Below are 21,774 nucleotides of genomic sequence, written 5' to 3' on the forward strand. Positions count from 1 at the left end.
GTGCACCCGTTCCGCCGTCTCCTCGCCGCCACCGGCGCCGTCGTCCTGCTGACGACGCTGCTGGCCGCGTGCGAGGGCGAGGACTCCGGGCCCGACGCCGAGACCGTCCGGGCCGCCGAGCCGGCCGGGCTCGCCGCGGCCCCGGCCGGCGACGTCGTCGCCGCCTCGCGCTTCCTGCTCGAATCCGCCTCGGCCGTCGTGCTCGTGCCCGCCGAGGAGCCGCAGGCCGCCCTCGACCGCGCGCTCGACCTCGGCGTGCCGGCGCTGCCGGACACCGAGGCGGGTCGGGCCGAGGCGAAGCGGCTCGGCGCCCGCATCCTGGCCGCGGACGACCCGGCCGGCGCCGGGGCGGATCCGATCGAGCGCGCCGTCCGCCCCACCATCGCCGCCACCGGGAAGCCGTCCCGCGAGCTGCTCGCGATCGCCGACCTGGGCGATGCCGACCTCGTGCGCATCGCCACCGACCCGCGCCGGCATGCGCCCTCGGCGACGCTGCTGCGTCGCGACCCCGACGGCGCCCTCCTCTCCCTCGGCGCCGACGACTACGCCGTGCGCGTGGTGCGGGCGGACGCCCAGACCGTCGGCGGTGGCTGGTTCGCCACCCGCGACAAGCACCTCGTCGCCATGTACGGACACCCGTCCGGCCCGGCGCTCGGCGTGCTCGGGGAGCAGGGCACGAAGGCCTCGGTCGCCCGCGTCCGCAAGCTCGTGCGCAAGTACCGGAAGGCGGCGCCGGACGAGCACTTCGTCCCCGCGTTCGAGATCATCACCACCGTCGCGGCCGCCGACAAGGGACCGCACGGCGACTACTCCGCCCGCACCGAGGTGTCCGACCTCGAGCCGCTCGTCGACGCGGCCGAGAAGGCCGGCATCGTCGTGATCCTCGACCTCCAGCCGGGCCGCTCGTCGTTCCTCACGCAGGCCAAGGAGTACGAGTCGCTGCTGCGCCGCCCCCACGTCGGCCTGGCCCTCGACCCCGAGTGGCGGCTCGGGCCGAAGGGCAAGCCGCTCCAGCGCATCGGCCACGTCGGAGCGAACGAGGTCAACCGCACGTCGGCGTGGCTGGCCGCACTCACGCGCAAGCACGCGCTGCCGCAGAAGGTGTTCGTGCTGCACCAGTTCCAGACGCAGATGATCCGGAACCGTGACCGGGTGCGCACCGATCACCCGGAGCTCTCCACGGTCATCCACGTGGACGGCCAGGGCAGCCCGGGCGCGAAGTTCGGCACGTGGGGCGTCATTCGCGAGGACGCTCCCGCGAACGTCGGCTGGGGCTGGAAGAACTTCGTCGACGAGGACGAGCCGATGCTCGACGTGGGTCAGACCTGGCGCCGCGTGCGCCCCCACCCGGAGCTCATCACCTACCAGTGAGCGCGTCCCCGATCCGGTCGAGCAGGCGGCCCAGCCGCTCGGCACTGGTGCCGAAGTTGAGTCGCGCGTAGGTCGAGGAGTCCAGCGAGGTGTGCGCCGTGAAGTCGGGACCGGGCGCGAGCCGGACCCGGCCGCGCTCGAGGATCCGGCCGGCCGGGTCGTCCGCGATCGGCGTGGCGTCGAAGTCCAGCCACGCGAGGTAGGTGGCCTCGGCGGGGCGGACCCCCACGCCCACCTCGTGGGCCCAGGCAGTGACCGTGTCGCGATGGGCCTGGAGCACGGCGACGAGCTCGGCCAGCCACGCGTCACCTTCGGTCCAGGCGGCCACCGCGGCGGCGCGAGAGAGTGTGCTGACCCCGCCGAGGTAGGCGAACGGCAGCGCGGCCAGTGCCTCGCGCACCCGGGCGGGTCCGACGTGGGCCACGGCGCAGTGCAGCCCCGCCAGGTTGAAGGACTTCGAGGCCGAGGTCACCGTCACCGTGCGGTCCTCGACGTCGCGGCCCAGCGAGGCGAACGGCACGTGCCGCCGGCCGTCGAACGCGAGGTCGGCGTGGATCTCGTCGGCGAGGACCACGAGGTCCAGCGCTGCCGCCGCCTCGGCGATCGGTCGCAGCTGCTCCGTCGCCAGCATCCGGCCCGACGGGTTGTGCGGGTTGACGAGCACGACGAGCGCCACGCCCTCGCGCCGCCACAGGTCGACCAGCTCGTCAGCCGTCGCCTCGAGGGGCAGCGGGACGACCGTGCGGCCGGCGTCGGCGATCGAGGTCAGGAAGACCGGGTAGCTCGGCACGTGCAGCGCGATGCCGTCACCGGGAGCGGTGAGCGTCTCCACCAGCACCTGGAACGCCTGGATGACGTCGGTGAACAGCCGGCCGCGCCCGCCGGCCGGGTCCCAGCCGTGCCGATCGGACATGCGCCGCTCGAACGCCGCCACGAGGGGATCGGGGGCGTCGAAGTCGGGATACCCCACGTCGCCGCGCGCGAGCCGCTCGTGCACCGCCCGGACCACGACCTCGGGCACCTCGACGTCCATGTCGGCGACCCATGCCGGCAGCACGTCGGCGGGCGTCGTCGTCCACTTGAGGTTGTCGCGGTCGCGCAGGGTCTCGTCGCTTCGGTCGAACACGCGTCGAGTCTGCCCCACGGTCCCGGACGCGGGAAGGCCGCGGACCCGGGGGTCTGTCACCCCGGATCCGCGGCCGCCTGGGACCCGACGTCAGCGCACGCGCAGCTTCACCAGACGGGAGCTGCCCTCGACACCCGACTGCGGGACGTAGACGAAGCGCACCGCCGAGCGGCCCTTCTTCGCCACGCGCAGCCAGACCGTCGCGCTGCCGTCCTTGACCTTGACGTTCTTCTTGACGAGCCGGCCGCCGGCGTAGACCCGGATCGAGCCCTTCGGGCTGACGCCCGGGGCCTTCACCGAGACGCGCGCCTTGAACGCCGCCTTCGCCTTGACCGATCCGGGCACCTTGACGCCCGTCCGGCTCACGGCCTTCCTCGTCACCCTGATCGCCTTCGCGACCGCGGTGCCGTCGGCGTGGTCGGCCTTGGTGGCCGTCACGCGGGCGGAGATCGAGGCCTTGAAGTCGGCCGGCGTCAGGCGGTAGGTCGACCGCGTGGCCCCGGCGATCGCCTTGCCGTTGCGCAGCCACTGCACCCGCGTGGAGACGCCCTTCACCGACCACGTGCCGGGCGAGACCGCGAGCACCTTGCCGACCTGGGCACTGCCCGAGATCTTCGGGGCGGTGACGGCGGTCGGTGCCGCGATCCGGTCGACGGCGACGGACGCGCCCTCGACCTCGACCGTGCGAGCCTCGCCGTCGGTGCCGACGAGCTTCAGCGACGGCACGGCGAGAGCCGCGGTGCCCGCCTTGCGGGCCGTGAAGGTCGCCGAGACGAGCGACACGTCGCCCTCCGCGGGCGGCGAGGTGCCCAGCTTGGTGTGCAGCACGACGAGGTCGTCGCCCTGCACCGACGCGTAGGTCGAGCCGGTCACGTCGGTCGACGCGCTGTCGGACTCGTAGGCCAGCACGGCCGGGTCGAAGTCCAGGGCGAGCTCGTAGGCGAACACGTCCTGCACGTTCTCGGCCGCCACCGTGACGGTGACCTCGTCACCGACGGCCACGCTGGAGTCCGAGGTGGTCACCGCGAACGTCGGCTCGTCGGCCTGCGCGGGCGTCATCGCCAGCGCACCGCCCAGCAGGGCCACCGAGATCGCCCCGACCGCGCCGCGCCGCATCGTCTTCTTCGTCATCTGTCGTCCTCGGATCGTCTGGTCGCGGTTCACGGTGCCTCCTGCGCGAGCGGGCCGTAGAGCGCCGGCGTGGTGCGGTGGCGCGTGCCCTGCTCGTAGGCGTAGGCCAGGCCCAGCAGCGGTCCCTCGTCGAACTGGCGACCCAGGAACTCCAGGTTCATGCCTGCCGAGGGGTCCGCGGCGTCAGCGCCCATCGGCACCGTCACCGCCGGCATCCCGGTGTTCGGGCTGAGCCGCATGTTGGTGCTGAAGGTGCCGTACTGCGTTCCGGAGGGGTAGACGACCGCGTCGATGTCCTGCGCATCGAGCAGTGCAGTCACCTGGGTGTGACCGAGTGCGAGCTGCGTCGTGTGCGAGCCGTTCGGCCCAGCCCACGCCTGGTAGGTCTCCTCGGTGATGCCGTTCCGCTGGACGTACGTGGAGCGGTAGGCGGGCGCGAACTTGCCGCTGTCGATGATGCCCTGCAGCGTGTTCGCCTCGACCTCGGGCGACAGGTGCGTCGCCATGTACTGCGCGAGGTCGTGCTTGAACTCGTTCGTGCTGCCGCTGCCCTCGTTGAGCACGCGGGTGAACGCGGTGCCCTCCTCGGTGGTCATCTGCACCGGGACGACGGTGGCGCCCTGGGCCTCGAGGTCGGTCTTGGCCTGCTCGAAGCGGCGCGCCGCGGCGGCCTGTCCGGCGTTCGTCGCGGTCAGCGACGGCACCATCTGCGGGAAGTAGCCGATCCTCTTGCCCTCGAGGGCCTTCGGGTCGAGGTACTTCGTGTAGGAGTTCGGCACCTTGCCGACCTGGCGCTGCGTGACTGTGTCGTTCTCGTCGACGCCGACCACGGCGTCCATCGCGATCGCGGCGTCGGAGACCGAGCGCGCCATCGGGCCGCCGGTGTCCTGGGAGAGCGCCAGCGGCACGATGCCGTCGCGCGAGGCGAGGCCGACCGTGGGACGAACGCCGACGAGCTGGTTGTAGCTCGACGGGACGCGGATCGAGCCGCCGGTGTCGGAGCCGAAGCCGAACGCGGCGAGGTTCGCCGAGATCGAGGCGCCGGTGCCGCCGGAGGAGCCGCCCGCGGTCTTGCTCGTGGCGTAGGGGCTCGCGACCAGCGTGCTGCGCTGCGTCGTGGTGTCGCCGTTCACGGTGACGCCCTGGAAGGCGGAGAACTGCGAGCTGAAGCCGTAGGCGAACTCGTCGAGGCTGGCCTTCGCCAGCACGACGGCGCCCTGGGCGCGCAGACCCTCGACCATCTCGGCGTCGTCCTCGGTCTGGTTCTCCTCCCAGCACGCGCAGCCGGCCGTGGTGGGCATGTCCTTCGTGTCGTAGTTGTCCTTCAGCGCCACGGGGATGCCGAGCAGCACACTCGTCATGCCGTCCTCAGCGCGCACCGCGTCGGCCTCGGCCGCCAGCTCGAGCGCCTCGGGGTTCGTCGAGATGATCGACTTCAGCGGCCGGCCGTTCGCGGCCGGGTCGACCTTCGCGTTGTCGTAGGCCTCGATGCGGTCGAGGTACTGCCGAGTGAGGTCCACCGAGGTCAGCACGCCGGCGTTCATCGCGGCCTGCATGTCCAGGACCGACGCCTCGACGAGCTCGAACTTCCCGTCGTCGTAGATCATCGCCTGCGCGAGGCGGGCCACGTCGGTGACCGTGATGGTGTCGTCGCCGTCGTGGTCGGCGGCGGACACCGCGGTCCAGCCGTCGTCGGCGGACGTCGTGCCCACGCGGCCGGCGAGCAGGTCGACGTCCTCCTGCGTGACGGCGTCGTCGCCGGTGAGGTCGGCGGCGGTGAACTGCGGTGCGAGGTACGAGCCGGCGTCGGTCGTCCCCTCGGCGCTCGTGGCCGGCGTGCCGGCGGCGATCAGGACCGCCCCGGTCATGCAGGCCAGTGACAGGGCTACCCCTGCTCGGATGGGTGTGCGTCTCACCATGTTCCTCTCGACGTGGGATCTCCCCGACGTCGTCACGCTAGGAACGCGATGTTGCGCAGGTGTTTCGTGTGGGTGTTGGGGCGGAGAATTGCGGGTCGCCCGGGTTACGAGTGGTGTCGCGTCAGTCCGGGAGCGCCCGCGAGGACTGCCACGCCGTCTGCGCCGCCAGCAGCACGATGGCCGCGATCGCGATGACGAGGGCCGTCGTCGACTCGCCGGCGACGGCGGCGGCGATCCCGACCAGCGCCCAGACGACGGCGGCCGCGTAGCCCGGGCTCCGCGGCAGCTGCGAGTTCACCGCGAGGGCGAAGACGACGGCCGCGACGAGCAGGGCGATCTGCCAGCCGCGGTCGTCGGGCTCGGCGAGGTCGAGCTCGAGCACCCCCGTGCCGAGGTTGAGGAAGACCGCCGCGCTGACCCAGCCGGCGTAGATGCCCGAGGTCGCGCGGGCGAGCCACGTGATCCATGCGGGCTCGACCGGGCGGGTGTGCGCCGCGAGGCGGGCCGCGTCGATCGCCACGGCGGTCATGAAGGCCAGCACGAGGAACGTGGCCCAGCTGATGGCGGCCGCCGACACCGCGATCCAGACGGTCGCACCGACGTAGAGCAGGATCAGGTCGACCACGAAGCGCCGCTTCCCGACCCCGTCACCGCGCCACAGGGTGACGATCGCGTGGGCCAGGGCGAGTCCGTAGATGAGGCTCCAGATCGAGAACGCCCAGCCGGCCGGGGTGATGAGCAGCGAGTCGCTGTCGTCGCCGGGTCGGGCGACGTCGGCGAGGGCCTGGACCACCGGGGCGACGATCTGCGCGATCGCCGCCGCGAGCAGGGTCCAGCCGAGCCGACGATCGGTGTGCACGTCGGTGGAGGTCATGCCTCCACGCTAGGCGGGGCTCCGGGGACTCGCAGGGTGACGCGTGAGGGCTCAGCGGGTCGGGAAGAGCACGTCGGCGACCTCGCGCGGGGCGAACCGCTGCTCGAAGTCGCGCTCGTTCGGCTCCCAGACCTCGGTCCACACGCGGTCGTGGTCGTTGCCGTCGTCGCGGTCGCGCGCGATGCCGCGCTGGGTCGCGGTCCACAGGTCGATCTCGCACCAGACCGCCAGGTCGAGCAGCGGCAGCGTCGTGGGGTGGAACAGGCCCACGAGGTCGATCACGAGCACGTCGGCGCGCGGCACCGGCTCGGGCTCGGTGAGGCGGCCTCGGTCCCAGTCGTAGCGCTGGAACTCCCCGGGGACCTCGTCGCGGAACGGACGCAGCACGTCGTCCACGAGCCGGTCGCGCTCGACGCCGTCCCAGTCGGGCGAGCGCCGGTGCACCCGCACCGGATCGAGGAAGTCGTCTCCGCGCAGCCGCACGGCGTCGGGCAGGGCGGCGACGAGGCGACGGGCGAGGGTGGACTTGCCCGACCCGCCGAACCCCGAGATGCCGACGATCGCCGGGCGGCCGAGCTCACGCTGGCGGGCGGTGACGACCTGGACCAGCTCGTCGAGATTGCTCATCGCGTCCCAGCCTCGCCCGGCCCGCGGACACCCGCAAGGTCTCGGGCCCGTGACGCTGGTCATCGTGGGTGCTGCCGCCTACGGTCGGGGCATGACCGACCACGTGGTTCTGCGCTACACCCGCACCTACCCGCTCGAGGTGGCCGAGGCGTTCGAGCGGCTGCTCGAGCTCGACCTCACGGCGCTGTTCGACCGCCGGTACGCCGCGATCCCGCGCATCGCGCAGGTCCGCGACCAGGAGGGCCCGTGGCGCACGCCCGGGCAGACGCGCACCATCGTCCTGGCGGACGGCGGCACGATGCGCGAGGAGCTGACGGCGGTCGAGAGCCCGTCGCGGTTCACCTACCGGATCTCCGGCATCACGGGACCGATGAAGCACCTGATCGCGTCGCTCGACGGGGCCTGGACGTTCGAGCCGGCGGGAACCGGCGTCCGCATCGGCTGGACGTGGACGGTGCGCCCCGAAGGGCGCCTCGGCCGCCTCGCGATGCCGGTCTTCGGCCGGATGTGGCGCGGCAACGCGCGGCAGGCCTTCGACAACATCGAGAGACTGCTGGTCCGCTGACCGGCGGACCTCAGACACGCATCGGCCGGGGCGCGCGCGGCGCGTCCCGGTCGATGCGTCCCCCCGAGTAGGTCCCTCCCGATGGGACGAGGCCGGCACCATGCGGGCCGGCCCAGTCCCTGTTCCATCCTGAGGGCGCGCGCCCGGCGCCGGAACCCCCGGAATCGGGGGGTCACTCCTCGTCGAGGACGTCCCCCGGGGCGAGCCCCACCGCGCGCTCGATGTCGCCCGGGCTGGTGTGCTGGAGGTAGTCGCGCAGCTTGCGGCAGGCCACCCGGTAGTGCTCCCGGGCGGTGTCCTCGGTGATGTAGAGGGTGGCGGCGATGTCGGCCCAGTGCCGGCCGCGGGCGCGGCCCGAGATCACCTCGCGCTGACGGGTGCTGAGGTCGAGCCGGGCGCCGCGGCGGTCGAGCAGCTCGGTCAGCCCGACGAGCGACTGGGTGACCACGACGCGGTCGCTGCGGACGTCCTCGATCGCCTGCATCGTGACGTGGGGCGGGTCGGCCTTGTGGACCACGCCGAGCGCGCCGGCACGCAGGCACAGCGCGAGCACGATGGGGCGGCGCTCATCGGTGTAGAGGCACACCCGCAGCCCGCGCTCGCGCAGGGCGCGGATGGCCGCGCGGCCCTGCTTGGTGGTGGTCGACGTGCCCTGGGGGCCGCGCAGCAGCAGGTCGAGGACGACGACGTCGCAGTGCACCGGCGCGGCCTCGAAGTCCTCCACGCTGGCGTAGGTCGCCACGACGTCGAGCCCCGGGTGCACGGTGGCGAAACCGCCGCGGATCACGGTGCTGTCGTCGATCACCACCACGCGGGTGCGTCGCACGGTCATGCGTCCACCTCCGCCACCGGCCCGGTGATGGTCACCGAGGTTCCGCGGCCCGGCGCCGAGCTGACGTCCACGGTCACGCCGACGTCGCGCAGCGCCTGGCCGACCTGCGTGTCGAGACCGAAGCCGAGCGGCTGGTTCCCCTGGTCGAAGCCCACCCCGTCGTCGGACACCACGACCTCCCACGTGGAGCCGTCGGTGTCGGCGTGCACCACCACCTGGTCCGCCTTCGCGTGCAGCCGCACGTTGTGCAGGACGGTGGTGACCGCCCGTCCGACGGCCGTCCACACCGCGTCGTCCAGCTCCACGTGGGCGCCGAGGGCCACGGCCGGCTCGACCGGCAGGTCCTCGAACCCTTCGAGCGCGTGCGCGAGCATGGTCCCGACGGTGCGGGCCGAGGAGTCGATCCGTGCCGGCTCGGCACCGAGGTACGTGCGCAGTCGCTGGGCCTCACGGTCGGCCTGGAGCCGCAGCCCCGGCAGCACCTCGGCAGGAGTGTCCTCGTCGGACAGCAGCCGCAGGATGCTCGAGGCGTCGTGGACGGTGAGCTGGTAGCGCTCCAGCTCGAGGGCGCGCGTGGCGGCGACGGCGTCCTCGCGGGACTGGTCGGCGTCCACCGCGAGGCCGCGCAGGTAGTGGGTCAGCAGCGCGACGACGAGGGCGTAGCCGGGGATCGTGAGCGCATTGCTGAGGCTGGTCTCCCACGACGTGGTGTTCGCCGTGAGGGTCCAGGCGAGGTACCAGCCGCCGAGCGCCACGCCGTGGACCATCGCCACTCCGGGCGGCAGCCACGCGGCCGCCAGCGCCCCGACGTTGACGGCGAAGCCCGAGGCCCACGCCTCCCACGTGCCCACGACGAACGGGTCGGGCAGCAGCAGGTTCATCGCGGGAACGGCGAGCCACGCGAGCAGCAGGTCGGGCACGTGCCAGGCGCCGCGGCGCACCGAGCCGGTGACCAGGCACTGCACGATCAGCAGCAGCGAGACCGCGACGACGGAGAGCGTCAGTGCCCAGTAGGCACCGCGGTGCTCCGCGACGCCGGCGCCGGAGGCGGCGGCGAGCAGGATCTGCACCAGCACCACGGCACGCATCGTGGGGGCGACGAGGGCGATGCCGCGCTCGGCGCGGCGTGCGGACGATCGTGAGGACGCCCGGCTGAGGGCCTCGGATCGACTGTCCACGCCTGACATCGTCGCAGACCTCGGTGGGACCGGCCCAGCACCGCTCTCGCACCCGTAGCCTGAACCGGTGCGCCTCACCTCCTTGCACCGCTACCCCCTGAAGTCCGCCCGGGTCGAGGACCTCGCGGCGGCCGAGGTCGAGCCGTGGGGACTCGTCGGCGACCGCCGCTGGATGGTGGTGGACGAGGCGGGCCACTTCATCTCCGCGCGCGAGTCGCACCGGCTGCTCACGGTGCACCCGCGGCTCACTGACGGCGGCCTGCACCTCAGCGCGCCCGGGGCCGCGCCGTTCGAGGTCGCACCGCCCGATCCGGCACGCCAGGTGCCGGTCAGGCTGTGGAAGACGGAGTTCACCGCCGCCGAGGCCACCGACGCGTCGGCCTGGCTGAGCGAGCTGCTCGGCGGGGCGGTCCGGCTGGTCCACCTCGACGACCCCACCCGCCGGCCGATCACCGGCTTCGCGCGCCCCGAGGACCGCGTCAGCCTCGCCGACGGCTACCCGCTGCTCGTCGCGACCGAGGCGTCGCTGGCCGCCCTCAACGCGTCGATCGAGGAGGGCGGCGGTGAGCCGGTCCCGATGTCGCGGATGCGACCGAACCTCGTCGTGGACGGCGACCTGCCGTGGGCCGAGGACGACTGGCGCCTGCTGCGGGTCGGCGATGCGACGTTCCGCGCGGTGAAGGGCTGCGCGCGCTGCGTCATCACCACGCTGGAGGCCGATCACGGCTCGGGCGCGGTGACCGGCGGCAAGGAGCCGCTGCGCACGCTCGCCCGCACCCGGCGGTTCGGGAAGAAGGCGTGGTTCGCGGTGAACCTCATCCCCGAGACGCCCGGTGCGGTGGTCCGCGTCGGCGACGAGGTCGAGGTGCTCGAGGCCGCACCTCCCGGCGGCGGCCCGCTCGGCGCCTGACCCCGCCAGTGGCTCAGGTCCCGAGCAGGTGGTCCACCCAGCGCGGGACGACCTCGGTGGCCGGGCCCTCGTAGGTGGTGTGGAAGTCGCCGTTCGGGGTCGGGACGAGGTTGAGCTCCACCGTGGTGGCGCCGGCTGCGTGGGCGTAGTCGACGAACCCCGCAGCTGGGTAGACCACGCCGGAGGTGCCGATCGCGGCGAACACGTCCACTTCGGTCAGCGCCTCGTGGATCTCGTCCATCCCGTGGGGGTACTCGCCGAACCAGACGATGTCGGGTCGCAGCGCCCGCCGCCGGTTGCAGGACGGGCAGCGGGGCTCGTCGGCCAGCGTGCCCTCCCAGGCGTGCCGTGACTCGCAGCGCTGGCACCGCACCCGGCGCAGCTCGCCGTGCATGTGCAGCACGCGGCGCGAGCCGCCGCGCTCGTGGAGGTCGTCGACGTTCTGCGTCACCAGCAGGAGGTCGTCGCCGAGCGCCTCCTCGAGCCGGGCGAGCGCCACGTGCGCCGCGTTGGGCCGCACGCGGCCGAGCGACGCGCGGCGCTCGTCGTAGAACCGCTGGACCAGGCGTCGATCGCGCCGGAACGCCTGCGGCGTCGCCACGTCCTCGGGCCGGTGCCCCTCCCAGAGCCCGTCGGCGTCGCGGAACGTGGCCAGGCCGCTCTCGGCCGAGATCCCGGCGCCCGTCAGGACGACGACCTTCACGCCACGCTCCCTCGCAGGGCGTCGCCGATCTCGCGCACGGCGGTGCGCGGCCCCGCGACCGACCAGACCAGCCCGTGGGCGTCGATGCGCTCGGCGGCCCCGCCGAGGCCGGCGACCAGCGCGGTGCCGGGCAGCCAGTCCCAGTCGGGGGTGCTGTGCTGGAACCAGCAGCCGAGCCGGCCGATGGCCACCCCGACGAGGTCCATGGAGCCCGAGCCGAGCATCCGGATCGTGGCGGGCAGCGCGGCGGCGCGCACCCACGCCTCGAAGCCGGCGCCGCTGCCGATGAAGCCGGGGTGGGCGTAGGTCGCGGCGCCGAGTCCGGCGAGCGGCGCGTCGGCGATCGGCGTCAGCGGCTCGCCGTTGCGGGTGGTGTGCAGGCCCGGACCGCCCACGAGCACGGTGCCCGAGGCGTGGTGCGCCACTGCGCCCAGCAGGACCTCGTCCCCCTCGGCCAGCGCGATCGCCGAGCACCAGTAGTCGGACCCGGTGGAGAAGTTGTAGGTCCCGTCGACCGGGTCGATCACCCAGCGCCGGCCGGACGTGCCGTCGCGCGAGGTGCCCTCCTCGCCCAGCAGTCCGTCGTCGGGGCGCTCGCGGTCGAGGCGCTCCACCACGAGGGCCTCGGCGGCGAGATCGGCCTCGGTCACCACGTCGGACACGTTGGTCTTGGCGCGGGTGCCGAGATCGCCGGTGGCGCGGATGCCGGCGGCGAGCGCCGCGGCCTCCACGACGAGGTCTCGGGCCAGGTTCGCGTCGGCGGGGGTCACGGTCACGCCTCCACCGTAGGAGGTGCCGCGCAGCCGCCGGCTCAGAGGTCGACGACCGGCTGGCGCAGGATCGTGCGGAGCTTCTCGGGGGCGGCGCGGCGCGGGTCGCTGAGGTAGATCTCGTGGTGCCTGCCGGTGAGCCGCAGGCCATGGGCGGGGATGAACTCGTCGTGCATCCGCTCCAACACCGGGCCCTCGGCGTCGTACGGACCTACGTGCAGCGTCTGGACGCACCGGCCCTCGTCGAGCCTCTGCACCCGCAGGACGTCCAGCCGGGGCGCGCCGCCCTTGCCGGCCACGGTGGCGCGCGCCTCGTCGACGTGGGCGTCCTCGATCCAGTCGGGGACGAGGCTCAGCACCGTCCAGTCCCACCGCGACTTGTCGCGCGCGGTGGTGAACGCGGCCATGTCGTCGCCCCACCACAGCGCCTCGAGCGGCGGCACGACGTAGTCGCGGTCGAGCTCGCGCTTGCTGAGGAACTTCAGGTTGTAGGCGACGGGATACAGGGTCGTGAGGGCGTCCTCGTACTGGCCGCGCTCGTTCGGATCGCCGTGCCCGTCGATCATCAGGTAGCGGATCGGTGGGACGGTGACGATCTCGAATGCACCACGTGGTGCGGTGTACGTGGAGATCTGCCTCTTGGGGTCGACCTTCACCCGTCCTCCTGCGACACGAGCCCCGATGCCATCAACGCGGTCTGGAAAACGTAGCGGTTCCAGGGGTCACGGGGGTCGCGTCCGGTCACGGCGGCGATCCGGCCCAGCCGGTAGCGGACCGTCTGCGGATGCACGTGCAGGTGCGCCGCGGCGGGGGCGGCGCCACCGGCCTGCAGCACGGTGTCGAGCGTGCGCAGCGCCTCGGCGTCCTCGCTGAGGCGCCCCAGGACCACCCGGGCGGCGCGCACGGGATCGGCGTCGGGGTGGCCGGACGCCAGCGCGACCACCTCGAGGTCGCCGGCGCCCAGCAGCGGGCCGGTCCAGGCGAAGCCGGGCGCGTGGCCGACCGCGTGCAGCGCCAGCCGGTGGGCCCGCGGAGCGGTGCGCGGCGTGACCCCGGCGTGGTGGGCGGCCCGGAGCCCAAGGCGCGACAGCCGCTCGGCCAACGCCTCGGGATCCGCGTGCGCCAACAGCACCACGCCGACCCCGTCCATCACGGTGTGGATCGAGGTGATGAGCGGTCCCTCGTCCGACTCGCGGACCCCCGCGACGGCCGCGGCCGCCTGGACGGGGTCGGGGCACGCGCCGATGACGACGAGGTCGAAGGAGGTGGGCAGCTCGGCCTCGAGCTCGCGCAGTCGGGCCGCCAGCGTTCCGGCATGGCTCTGGCGCCCGAGCAGCAGATCGGTCAGCAGCTGGCGCAGCGAGCTCTCGCGGTCGGACCCGAGGACGCGCCCCGTGGACTCGTACCCGTCGTAGATCGCGTCGGACAGCTCGTCCAGGGCGGCGAACCAGACCCGCACGAGCGAGGTGACGTCGTCCACCGAGACGTCCTCGCGGAAGCGGCCGGCGACCTCGTCGAGGAAGGTCGTCGCCGCCACCCGGTAGGCGCGCAGCACCGCCGAGAGCGGGCGGCCGTCGCGGGCACGGACGGCCCCGACGCCGCGGAAGAGCCGGATGTCCTCGTCGGTGAGGGCTCCGTCCTGCGCCCACAGGTCGAGCACCCGGTGCAGCGTCCACACGATGATCGAGCGAACCTCCTGGAGCTGGCGCTCGTCCAAGGTGGCGTAGGCGGGGATCTCGCGCGCGAGCGACGTCAGGAAGGTCTCGACGAGCGCCGACTCGCCCTCGGTGAGGCGGGCGCTGATCGCGCGGCGGCGGTCGACGGTCTCGGGCACGGCTCGTCCTCGTCGTCCTCACTGACAACACTTCTTGTCACTACGGCACAAACGTACTAGTGCCGGCACCCCGCGTGCGTCACCGTGGCGACATGTCCTTCACCCCCGATGTCATCGTCGTCGGCGCCGGGCTCGCCGGCCTCGTCGCCACCCACGAGCTCTCCCAGGCCGGCAAGCGCGTGCTGGTGCTCGACCAGGAGAACCGCAAGAACCTCGGGGGCCAGGCGTTCTGGTCGCTCGGCGGCCTCTTCTTCGTCGACAGCCCCGAGCAGCGACGCACCGGCATCAAGGACTCCCCCGAGCTGGCCACGCAGGACTGGCTCGGCTCCGCAGGGTTCGACCGCCTGGACGACGAGGACGTGTGGGGCCGCCGCTGGGCCGAGGCCTACGTGGCGTGGGCGGCCGGCGGCAAGCGCGACTACCTGCGGGCGCTGGGCCACCGCGTCATGCCGATGGTCGGCTGGGCCGAGCGCGGCGACGGCGCGGCCAACGGGCACGGCAACTCGGTGCCGCGCTTCCACATCACGTGGGGCACGGGGCCGCGCCTCGTCGAGACGTTCGCCGACCCGGTGCTGAAGGCCGAGACCGGAGGACTGGTGCAGTTCGCGTTCCGCCACCAGGTGGACGAGCTGCTGACCGAGGACGGCGCGGTCGTCGGCGTCCGCGGGTCGGTGCTGGAGCCCGACGAGTCCGACCGTGGCGTGAAGTCGTCGCGCGAGGTGATGGGCGAGTTCGAGCACCGCGCCGCCGCCGTGGTCGTCACCTCCGGCGGCATCGGCCACAACCACGCACTCATGCGTGCGAACTGGCCCACCGAGCGGATCGGTCCGGCCCCCGAGCACCTCATCTCCGGCGTCCCGGCCCACGTCGACGGCCGCATGCTCGAGATCTCCGAGCGCGCGGGCGGCCGCATCGTGAACCGCGACCGGCTGTGGGCCTACACCGAGGGCATCACCAACTGGGACCCGATCTGGCCCGACCACGGCATCCGCATCCTGCCCGGCCCGTCGTCGATGTGGTTCGACGCGAACGGCCGCCGGCTGACCGGCATGTCGGGTGTCCCGGGCGCCGACACCAACGGCGCGATGAAGCAGATCCTGGCCACCGGTCACGACTACTCGTGGTTCGTGCTCACGCAGTCGATCATCGAGAAGGAGTTCGCCCTCTCGGGCTCGGAGCAGAACCCCGACATCACCGGCCGCGACATCCGCGTCCTGCTCAAGGCCCGGCTCGCGAAGGGTGCGCCCGGGCCCGTGGAGCGGTTCAAGGAGCACGGCGTCGACTTCGTGGTGGCCTCGTCCCTCGACGACCTGGTGACGGGCATGAACGAGATCGCGCGCGGGCCCCAGCTGGACGCGACGATCCTGGAGCGCCAGATCGTCGCCCGCGACCGCGAGTTCGACAACGCGTTCACGAAGGACGTGCAGGTGATGGCGATCCACAACGCGCGCCGCTCGCGGATGGACAAGATCGTGCGGGTCGCCAAGCCGCACCGGATCCTCGATCCCACGCACGGCCCGCTCATCGCCGTGCGCCTCAACGTGCTGTCACGCAAGACGCTCGGCGGCCTGCAGACGAACCTCGACTCGCAGGTGCTCGACGCCGACGGCGCACCGGTCCCCGGCCTGTACGCCGCGGGCGAGGTGGCCGGCTTCGGCGGCGGCGGCGTGCACGGCTACAACGCGCTCGAGGGCACCTTCCTCGGCGGCTGCATCTTCTCCGGCCGCGCGGCTGGTCTGGCGCTCGCGGGGCCTCAGACGCGGGCCTGAAACCTGCGCGCCTTCGTGGCACCCTGAGGAGAAGGAGGATGCACGGCTGTACCGGTACCGGGGGGTGCCCATGCCCGGAGGACGACGCGCACGCCGGCTCGCGCTGGCGACCGTGACGCTGCTCGCCCTGGTGGCCTCTGCCCTGACGACCGCGACAGCGCCGGCCGCCGCCGATTCCACGCTGTCGAGCATCCCGGTCGCCGAGCTCGACCTGGCTCCCGGGACCGAGGCCTGCTTCCCGGGCCACCATCCCGGCGAGACACAGGTGCTGACGTGCGAGTACGGGCACCAGGGTCCCCGCGTCCTGGCCATCGGGGACTCCCACCTGCGCGCCGTGTCCCCCGCGCTGCGGCGCCTGGCCGAGGAGGGCAAGATCCGGGTCACGCTGATCATCCGCTCCCGCTGCGGGTGGTCGTCGCGGGTCGTCGAGAACGACACGCGGTGGATCCGCGACGACTGCCAGACGTGGCGCAGGAACGTGGCGCGGTACATCCGCGAGCAGGACGACGTCCGCGCCATCGTCACCCACCACCGCGCCTCGACGATGGCCGGCCGAACCTCCCAGCGCGGGCCTGACACGGTGAAGGCGTGGCGCGTCGCCCTCGAGCGGCGGATCCCCGTGATCGCCCTGTCCGGCGCCGCCAACTGGCCGTTCAAGGGCCCGATGCCGACCGAGTGCCTGCGGGAGAACCGGGCGCCGTCGCAGTGGGACGACTGCTCGGCGAGCGTCCGCAAGGTGATGAAGTTCGACTGGACCGTGCCCGCGGTCGTGCTGGCGCGGCGGGCGTACGGCCCGACCGCCGCGTTCCGGATCGACCTGCGCGACGTCCACTGCCCGAAGCGGCGCTGCCGCGTCGTGACTCCCTCGGGCCAGATCATGTACCGCGACCACCAGCACCTCACGGCGACCTACAGCCGGTCGCTCGCGCCGTTGATGGAGAGGCGCCTGCGCGAGACGGGAGTCGTGTTCCCGAGCTCCGAGGCGTCCCGCTCGAAGCGCGTGGCGACTGCTGTCGCCCGGTGCGCGGCACTGCACCCGCTGCCGGCGCCGATGGTGTGCACGTCGCGCCCCGGCCCGCGCCCCGGCATGGCACCCTGAGACCGGGGAGGTGCCATGCGCGCTCGGATCGTCGTCGTCCTCGGCCTCGCGGCGCTGGTCCTGGGCGCCGTCCCTGCGGCCGCTATGGACACCCCCCGGCTGTCGAGCATCACGGCCGCCGAGCGCGACGTCGCGCCGGGAACCCGCGCGTGCTTCTCGGGCTCGGAGTCCGGCGTCACGAAGGCGCTCACCTGCCACTACGGCCGCAAGGGCCCGCGCCTCCTGGTGATCGGCGACTCGCACATGCGGGCGCTGTCCCCCGCGTTCCGGCGCCTGGCCGACACGGGGAAGATCCGTGTCACCCTCATCCTCCGGTCGCGCTGCGGGTGGTCGTCGCGGCCGATCAAGAACCTCAAGGCGTGGGTCCGCGAGGACTGCCAGACGTGGCGGGCGAACGTCACCCGCTACATCCGCCGCCAGAAGAACGTGCGCGCGATCGTGACGAGTCACCGCGCCTCGACGATGCCGGGCACACGGGCCCAGCGCGGGCCCGACACCCTGAGGTCGTGGCAGGTCGCCCTCAACCGCCGGATCCCGGTGGTGGCGATCTCCGACTCTCCCAACTTCGTGCTCTCGCGCCCCTCGCCGACGCAGTGTCTGCGCCGCAACTCCGCCCCGCGGAACTGGCGGAAGTGCTCGGCCGACGTCGGCGACGTCATGTGGTTCGACTGGACCGTGCCGTCGGTGAAGCTCGCCCGGAAGACGTACGGATCACGGTCGGCGTTCCGCATCTCGATGAAGGAGACGTACTGCCCGAAGCGCCGGTGCCGCGTCGTCACGCCGCGGGGCCAGATCATGTTCCGTGACCACCAGCACCTCACGGCCACCTACACGCGCTCGCTCGCACCCGTGATGGAGCGGCGCCTGCGGGGCATCGGGATCCTGCCGTAGGTCGCTCAGAGGAAGAGCTGGCCGGCGGCCGCGGCGGCGATGACCGCCACCCACACGGGGACCCGGCTCCACCACTGCGAGACGAACACGGCCACGGCGATCGCCAGCGTCCCGGGCGAGATGATGCCCTGCGTGATCACGGGGTCGTAGAGGGCCGCGGCGAGGATGCCGACCACGGCCGCGTTGACGCCCATCACCACGCGGCGAGCCGAGGGCGCCTGGCGCAGCCGGTCCCAGAACGGCAGCACACCCACCACCAGCAGGCCCGCCGGGAGGAACACCGCCACCAGCGCGATCGACGCGCCCAGCACCCCGCTCGGACCGGACTCCATGCTGGCACCGAGGTAGGCCGAGAAGGTGAACAGCGGCCCGGGCACCGCCTGTGCCGCGCCGTAGCCGGCGAGGAAGGTGTCGGCGTCCAGCAGACCGCCCTGCACGGTCTGTGACTCCAGCAGCGGCAGGACGACGTGGCCGCCGCCGAACACCAGCGCGCCCGTGCGGTAGAAGATGTCGGCCAGCCGCAGGGTCGGGTCGTCCGTGAGGGCCACGAGGACCGGCAGTGCGACGAGCAGCACCGTGAACACCGTCAGCGCGGCGATCCCGCCGCGGTGCGAGACCCGGGCGAGGTCGCGCACCGCCTCGGGGCGTCCCGCCCGCAGCCAGAGCCAGCCGATCAGCCCACCCAGCACGATGACGCCCACCTGTGCCACCGGGCTCGCCACGACGAGCAGCACCGCCGCACCGAGGGCGGCGATGACGATCCGCTTGAGGTCAGGCGTCAGCGTGCGCGCCATCTGGATCACGGCCTGCGCGACGACCGCGACCGCCGCCGCCTTCACCCCGTGCAACCAGCCCGCCCCGGACACGTCACCCGACGCGGCGACCCCGTACGCGAACGCCACCAGGAGGATCGCGGACGGCATCGTGAACGCGAACCACGCCGCCAGCAGCCCACCCACCCCGGCGCGACGCAGGCCGATCACCATGCCGACCTGGCTCGATCCGGGTCCCGGCAGGAACTGGCACAGCGCGACGAGGTCCGCGTAGGCCGCGTCGGTCATCCAGCGGCGACGCTCGACGAATGCCTCGCGGAAGTACGCCAGGTGCGCGACCGGTCCGCCGAACGAGGTCAGCCCCAGGCGCAGGAACACCCAGAACACCTCGGCGACCGTGCCCTCGCGCGCCGTCCCCGATCCGGTCATCGCGACCATCATGACCTGCCGCCGTGCGAACGCGCCCCTCGAGTGGCCCCGGCGGGATGATCGTGCCCGAGCTGCGGACGGGTCAGCCCCCGATTGCGGGGGTGTCGGCGGCGGCCGGCCGGCCCGAAGGTGAGTCCACCGGGTCCTCGACGGAGCGGGCCCACAGCGGAAGGACCCTTCATGACCCCACTCACGATCCTGCGCAACGGAGCCCTCACCGGCGCCGCGGCGATCCTCGGCGTCACGGTGCTCGCGGCTCCCCCGAGCCAGGCGGCCGCCGCCTCGAGCCTGTGCTCGAACGTCATCACCGTCGTGGTCCGCGGCAGCGACGAGGCCGCCGGAACGACGAACACCGCAACCACCAGCACCGCGCTCTACGCCTACAAGACGGGCATGGGCCGCCCGGGCCCCGTCGCCGGCGATCTGCAGACCGTCAGCAAGAAGACCGTCTACATCGCGGGCCTCAAGTACAACGCGGCCATCGGGATGGCGGGGCTGGCCTACAACAACAGTCGGCACGGCGGCGTGGTGAACCTGCAGAAGTCGCTCAACTACCTCGCCACCAAGTGCCCCAACTCGAAGACGGTGCTCATCGGGTTCTCCCAGGGCGCCCACGTGATCGGCGACGCCCTGTCGGCCAGCAGCGGCGTGCGGCCCAACGCCACCGCGCGCGGCAAGATCGCCGCCGTGGTGTTCTACGGCGACCCGATGTACAACCCCACCGAGCCGTTCGTCGCGACCAAGGGACTCAAGAAGTTCGGCATGCTCGGCACGCGGGCCACCGGTGACCTCAAGGCCTTCGAGGGCCGGCTGCGGTCGTACTGCTTCTCGGGCGACCCGGCCTGCCAGGGCTCGACCAAGCGCGGGGGCCAGAACCTCACCGCACTGAACAACGCGGCGGGCCTGGCGATCCACCGCTCCTACTTCACGGCGCGCTCGACGCCGCGTGTCGGAGCGGTGAACTTCATCGCCGGCAAGACCGGCTGACCCACACCGCGAGGCGGCCTGTCACGGTCGAATGATGTGCCGCTTCGGCCCGTATATGGGCCGAAGCGGCACATCATTTCTCGCTCGAGCTAGCGGCCGAGCACCTCGGCGGCGTCGACAGCGCCGTGCCGGCTCTGGATGGCCTCCGCGAGGGCGGTCACGTGGTCGTCGGACACATCGATGCCCACCTCGGAGAAGCCCTTCTGCAGCTCCTCCTCGACGGTGCCCTCGGTGGCGCCGTCCTGCCAGGAGGTGACGCGGTCGACGACGGTCTGGACGGCTTCGAGATCGATGTTCGTGTCAGTCATGTCGGGGAGGTACCCGGTCAGGCCGTTCGCAAGCGCCCGCACGCCACCCGGCCGGCTGTCAGGCCCACTCAGGCGAAGTCGGCTCCCGAGGCGCCACCTGCGGCGCTCTCGGGCTCGCGCGCCATCGGGGTGAAGCGCGAGTAGTGGCCCTGGAAGGACACGGCGACCTTGTTGACCGGGCCGGAGCGGTTCTTCGCGACGATGATGTCGGCCTCGCCGGGACGCTCGGACTCGCCGGCGCCGTGGGCGTCGGGGCGGTTCAGCAGCATGACGATGTCGGCGTCCTGCTCGATCGAGCCGGACTCACGCAGGTCGGAGATCTGCGGCGTCTTGTCGGTGCGCTGCTCGGAGCCACGGTTCAGCTGGCTGATCGCGACGACGGGAACGCCGAGCTCCTTCGCCAGCAGCTTGATCTGACGAGAGAACTCCGAGACCTCGACCTGGCGGTTCTCGACCTTCTTGCCCGAGGTCATCAGCTGCAGGTAGTCGAGGACGACGAAGTCCAGGCCGTGCTGCTTCTTGATCCGGCGGGCCTTGGAGCGGATCTCGGGCATCGTCATGTTGGGGCTGTCGTCGATGATGATCGGCGCGGCCTGCACGGTGGCCATCGCGCGGCCGATCGCGTCCCAGTCGCGGCCCGACATGGAGCCGGCGCGCATGTGGTGGATGGCCACCTTGGCCTCGGCCGAGAGCAGACGCATCGCGATCTCGGAGCCGGTCATCTCCAGGCTGAAGATCGCCGAGGTCAGACCTTGGCGGATCGAGGCATTGCGGACGAAGTCGAGCCCGAGCGTCGACTTGCCGACGCCCGGTCGCGCGGCGACGACGATCATCTGGCCGGGCTTGAAGCCGGTGGTGAGACGGTCGAGGTCGGGGAAGCCCGACATGACGCCGTGCACCTCGCCGGAGCGGGTCTCGAGCTCCTCCAACTCGTCGATCGTGGAGGACATGAGATCGGACAGGACGTTGTAGTCCTCGCCCGACTTGGTGCCGTCGACGTCGAGGACGGCCTTCTGGGCGCGGTCGACGATGTCCTGGATCTCGCCCGTGCCCGACTGGCCGAGCTGGGCGACCTGCTGGCCCACCTCGACGAGGCGCCGCAGCACGGCCTTCTCGTGCACGATCTCGGCGTAGTAGTCGACGTTGGCCGCGATCGGCACGCCCTGGACGAGGTCGTGCAGGTAGGCGGCTCCGCCGATGCGGCCGATCTCGCCGCGGCGGGTGAGCTCGGCGGCCACCGTGATGGCGTCGGCCGGCTCGCCGCGACCCGACAGGTCGGTGATGACGTCGAAGATCAGCTCGTGCGCGGGGCGGTAGAAGTCGCGGCTCTCGAGCAGGTCGGTGGCCGGGTCGATCGCGTTCTTCGACAGGAGCATCGCGCCCAGGACGCTCTGCTCGGCCGCCATGTCCTGAGGCGGAACGTAGCCCGAGCCCGCGGAGTCCGAAGATCGTTCGGACTCGTACAGATCGGTAACGCTCACGGCACTCCTCGACGTGATCGGCAGCTGGGGGAAAACCTACGGGCGAGGTCCGACAAAAGACCGGCTTGAAGACCGGCTCCCCCCGGTCCAGAACCTCACCTCGGGTGACCTTACGGGCCCGCGGGACGGGGGTCGAGACAGCCGCGCACAGGCCATGTGAACAAGTCCGCCGATCCTGTGGAAAACGCCGGTCGGGA

At 72.5% G+C, this 21,774-nt stretch carries 21 protein-coding genes; 7 read left to right on the forward strand and 14 right to left on the reverse strand.

All coding sequences use genetic code 11. From position 1 onward, the window contains the following. Entirely contained in the window at positions 1–1,371 is a 1,371-nt protein-coding gene (locus tag ACY1JX_RS09710; protein ID WP_462563855.1) for a hypothetical protein, read from the forward strand. On the opposite strand, the gene ACY1JX_RS09715 is transcribed toward ACY1JX_RS09710, so the two are convergent. From ACY1JX_RS09715 to ACY1JX_RS09735, 5 genes are all read right to left on the reverse strand, one after another. Beyond that, entirely contained in the window at positions 1,358–2,497 is a 1,140-nt protein-coding gene (locus tag ACY1JX_RS09715) for a MalY/PatB family protein (RefSeq protein ID WP_462563856.1), read from the reverse strand. The two genes, ACY1JX_RS09710 and ACY1JX_RS09715, sit on opposite strands and share 14 nt — an antisense overlap. A gap of 90 nt (positions 2,498–2,587) precedes the next feature. After that, positions 2,588–3,628: a cohesin domain-containing protein gene (locus tag ACY1JX_RS09720; protein WP_462563857.1), complete on the reverse strand. Its 1,041-nt coding sequence runs from the start codon at positions 3,626–3,628 to the stop codon at positions 2,588–2,590. A gap of 29 nt (positions 3,629–3,657) precedes the next feature. Further along, complete coding sequence (locus ACY1JX_RS09725; RefSeq protein WP_462563858.1) at positions 3,658–5,496, reverse strand: amidase family protein; 1,839 nt, start codon at positions 5,494–5,496, stop codon at positions 3,658–3,660. 172 nt (positions 5,497–5,668) lie between these two features. Beyond that, positions 5,669–6,421 (reverse strand): hypothetical protein, encoded by a 753-nt coding sequence (locus ACY1JX_RS09730; protein ID WP_462563859.1) that lies wholly within the window; start codon positions 6,419–6,421, stop codon positions 5,669–5,671. Positions 6,422–6,472: 51 nt separating this feature from the next. Continuing rightward, positions 6,473–7,048, reverse strand: a complete 576-nt coding sequence (locus ACY1JX_RS09735) for a uridine kinase family protein (RefSeq protein WP_181753654.1) — start codon at positions 7,046–7,048, stop codon at positions 6,473–6,475. 91 nt (positions 7,049–7,139) lie between these two features. Here ACY1JX_RS09735 and ACY1JX_RS09740 point away from each other — a divergent pair, with 91 nt between their 5' ends. Next, positions 7,140–7,613: an SRPBCC family protein gene (locus ACY1JX_RS09740; RefSeq protein WP_462563860.1), complete on the forward strand. Its 474-nt coding sequence runs from the start codon at positions 7,140–7,142 to the stop codon at positions 7,611–7,613. Positions 7,614–7,785: 172 nt separating this feature from the next. Here the strand turns inward: ACY1JX_RS09740 and ACY1JX_RS09745 are convergent, their stop codons facing one another. Then, a complete protein-coding gene (locus tag ACY1JX_RS09745) occupies positions 7,786–8,445 on the reverse strand; it encodes a response regulator transcription factor (RefSeq protein ID WP_181753650.1) in 660 nt (219 codons plus the stop codon). Continuing rightward, positions 8,442–9,623 carry a sensor histidine kinase gene (locus ACY1JX_RS09750; protein WP_181753648.1) on the reverse strand — a complete coding sequence of 394 codons (1,182 nt, stop codon included), beginning with the start codon at positions 9,621–9,623 and terminating at the stop codon, positions 8,442–8,444. The genes ACY1JX_RS09745 and ACY1JX_RS09750 overlap by 4 nt, the downstream gene beginning before the upstream one ends. A gap of 67 nt (positions 9,624–9,690) precedes the next feature. Here ACY1JX_RS09750 and ACY1JX_RS09755 point away from each other — a divergent pair, with 67 nt between their 5' ends. After that, positions 9,691–10,533 carry an MOSC N-terminal beta barrel domain-containing protein gene (locus ACY1JX_RS09755; RefSeq protein WP_181753646.1) on the forward strand — a complete coding sequence of 281 codons (843 nt, stop codon included), beginning with the start codon at positions 9,691–9,693 and terminating at the stop codon, positions 10,531–10,533. A 13-nt stretch (positions 10,534–10,546) separates the two neighbouring features. Here the strand turns inward: ACY1JX_RS09755 and ACY1JX_RS09760 are convergent, their stop codons facing one another. The 4 genes from ACY1JX_RS09760 to ACY1JX_RS09775 are packed head-to-tail and all read right to left on the reverse strand — an operon-like array spanning position 10,547 to position 13,840. Next, a complete protein-coding gene (locus ACY1JX_RS09760) occupies positions 10,547–11,236 on the reverse strand; it encodes an NAD-dependent deacylase (RefSeq protein ID WP_181753644.1) in 690 nt (229 codons plus the stop codon). Further along, a complete protein-coding gene (locus tag ACY1JX_RS09765) occupies positions 11,233–12,012 on the reverse strand; it encodes an inositol monophosphatase (RefSeq protein ID WP_181753642.1) in 780 nt (259 codons plus the stop codon). Before ACY1JX_RS09765 ends, ACY1JX_RS09760 begins: the two co-directional genes overlap by 4 nt. 35 nt (positions 12,013–12,047) lie before the next feature. After that, on the reverse strand, positions 12,048–12,662 hold the full coding sequence (locus ACY1JX_RS09770) for a GyrI-like domain-containing protein (RefSeq protein ID WP_181753640.1): 615 nt from the start codon (positions 12,660–12,662) through the stop codon (positions 12,048–12,050). Then, a complete protein-coding gene (locus ACY1JX_RS09775) occupies positions 12,659–13,840 on the reverse strand; it encodes a helix-turn-helix domain-containing protein (RefSeq protein ID WP_181753638.1) in 1,182 nt (393 codons plus the stop codon). The genes ACY1JX_RS09770 and ACY1JX_RS09775 overlap by 4 nt, the downstream gene beginning before the upstream one ends. A 92-nt stretch (positions 13,841–13,932) precedes the next feature. On the opposite strand from ACY1JX_RS09775, the gene ACY1JX_RS09780 reads away from it, so the two are divergent. The 3 genes from ACY1JX_RS09780 to ACY1JX_RS09790 all read left to right on the forward strand — a co-directional run bounded on the left by ACY1JX_RS09780 (position 13,933) and on the right by ACY1JX_RS09790 (position 17,599). Next, the gene (locus ACY1JX_RS09780; RefSeq protein WP_462563861.1) at positions 13,933–15,609 is read left to right on the forward strand and encodes an FAD-binding dehydrogenase; all 1,677 of its coding nucleotides are present in this window, start codon (positions 13,933–13,935) and stop codon (positions 15,607–15,609) included. 70 nt (positions 15,610–15,679) lie between these two features. After that, a complete protein-coding gene (locus ACY1JX_RS09785) occupies positions 15,680–16,708 on the forward strand; it encodes an SGNH hydrolase domain-containing protein (RefSeq protein ID WP_462563862.1) in 1,029 nt (342 codons plus the stop codon). A 15-nt stretch (positions 16,709–16,723) separates the two neighbouring features. Then, complete coding sequence (locus ACY1JX_RS09790; protein ID WP_462563863.1) at positions 16,724–17,599, forward strand: SGNH hydrolase domain-containing protein; 876 nt, start codon at positions 16,724–16,726, stop codon at positions 17,597–17,599. A 5-nt stretch (positions 17,600–17,604) separates the two neighbouring features. Here ACY1JX_RS09790 and chrA read toward each other — a convergent pair whose 3' ends face one another. Beyond that, complete coding sequence (chrA, locus tag ACY1JX_RS09795) at positions 17,605–18,801, reverse strand: chromate efflux transporter (protein WP_462563864.1); 1,197 nt, start codon at positions 18,799–18,801, stop codon at positions 17,605–17,607. A gap of 180 nt (positions 18,802–18,981) precedes the next feature. Between chrA and ACY1JX_RS09800 the strand changes: the two genes are divergently transcribed. Then, a complete protein-coding gene (locus tag ACY1JX_RS09800) occupies positions 18,982–19,788 on the forward strand; it encodes a cutinase family protein (protein ID WP_462563865.1) in 807 nt (268 codons plus the stop codon). Between the two features lie 89 nt (positions 19,789–19,877). On the opposite strand, the gene ACY1JX_RS09805 is transcribed toward ACY1JX_RS09800, so the two are convergent. Next, positions 19,878–20,096: a hypothetical protein gene (locus tag ACY1JX_RS09805; RefSeq protein WP_286930654.1), complete on the reverse strand. Its 219-nt coding sequence runs from the start codon at positions 20,094–20,096 to the stop codon at positions 19,878–19,880. 68 nt (positions 20,097–20,164) lie between these two features. After that, entirely contained in the window at positions 20,165–21,502 is a 1,338-nt protein-coding gene (gene dnaB / locus ACY1JX_RS09810) for a replicative DNA helicase (RefSeq protein ID WP_181753625.1), read from the reverse strand. Positions 21,503–21,774 lie beyond the last annotated feature (272 nt).

This window comes from Aeromicrobium sp. JP4 (genome assembly GCF_054957925.1).

Coding starts and splice junctions, on each gene's coding strand:
- ACY1JX_RS09720 (WP_462563857.1), bottom strand. CDS start 3,628: ATGACGAAGAAGACGATGCGGCGCGGCGCGGTCGGGGCGATCTCGGTG.
- ACY1JX_RS09725 (WP_462563858.1), bottom strand. CDS start 5,496: ATGACCGGGGCGGTCCTGATCGCCGCCGGCACGCCGGCCACGAGCGCC.
- ACY1JX_RS09730 (WP_462563859.1), bottom strand. CDS start 6,421: ATGACCTCCACCGACGTGCACACCGATCGTCGGCTCGGCTGGACCCTG.
- ACY1JX_RS09735 (WP_181753654.1), bottom strand. CDS start 7,048: ATGAGCAATCTCGACGAGCTGGTCCAGGTCGTCACCGCCCGCCAGCGT.
- ACY1JX_RS09740 (WP_462563860.1), top strand. CDS start 7,140: ATGACCGACCACGTGGTTCTGCGCTACACCCGCACCTACCCGCTCGAG.
- ACY1JX_RS09745 (WP_181753650.1), bottom strand. CDS start 8,445: ATGACCGTGCGACGCACCCGCGTGGTGGTGATCGACGACAGCACCGTG.
- ACY1JX_RS09780 (WP_462563861.1), top strand. CDS start 13,933: ATGTCCTTCACCCCCGATGTCATCGTCGTCGGCGCCGGGCTCGCCGGC.
- ACY1JX_RS09785 (WP_462563862.1), top strand. CDS start 15,680: ATGCCCGGAGGACGACGCGCACGCCGGCTCGCGCTGGCGACCGTGACG.
- ACY1JX_RS09790 (WP_462563863.1), top strand. CDS start 16,724: ATGCGCGCTCGGATCGTCGTCGTCCTCGGCCTCGCGGCGCTGGTCCTG.
- chrA (WP_462563864.1), bottom strand. CDS start 18,801: ATGACCGGATCGGGGACGGCGCGCGAGGGCACGGTCGCCGAGGTGTTC.
- ACY1JX_RS09800 (WP_462563865.1), top strand. CDS start 18,982: ATGACCCCACTCACGATCCTGCGCAACGGAGCCCTCACCGGCGCCGCG.
- ACY1JX_RS09805 (WP_286930654.1), bottom strand. CDS start 20,096: ATGACTGACACGAACATCGATCTCGAAGCCGTCCAGACCGTCGTCGAC.
- dnaB (WP_181753625.1), bottom strand. CDS start 21,502: ATGGCGGCCGAGCAGAGCGTCCTGGGCGCGATGCTCCTGTCGAAGAAC.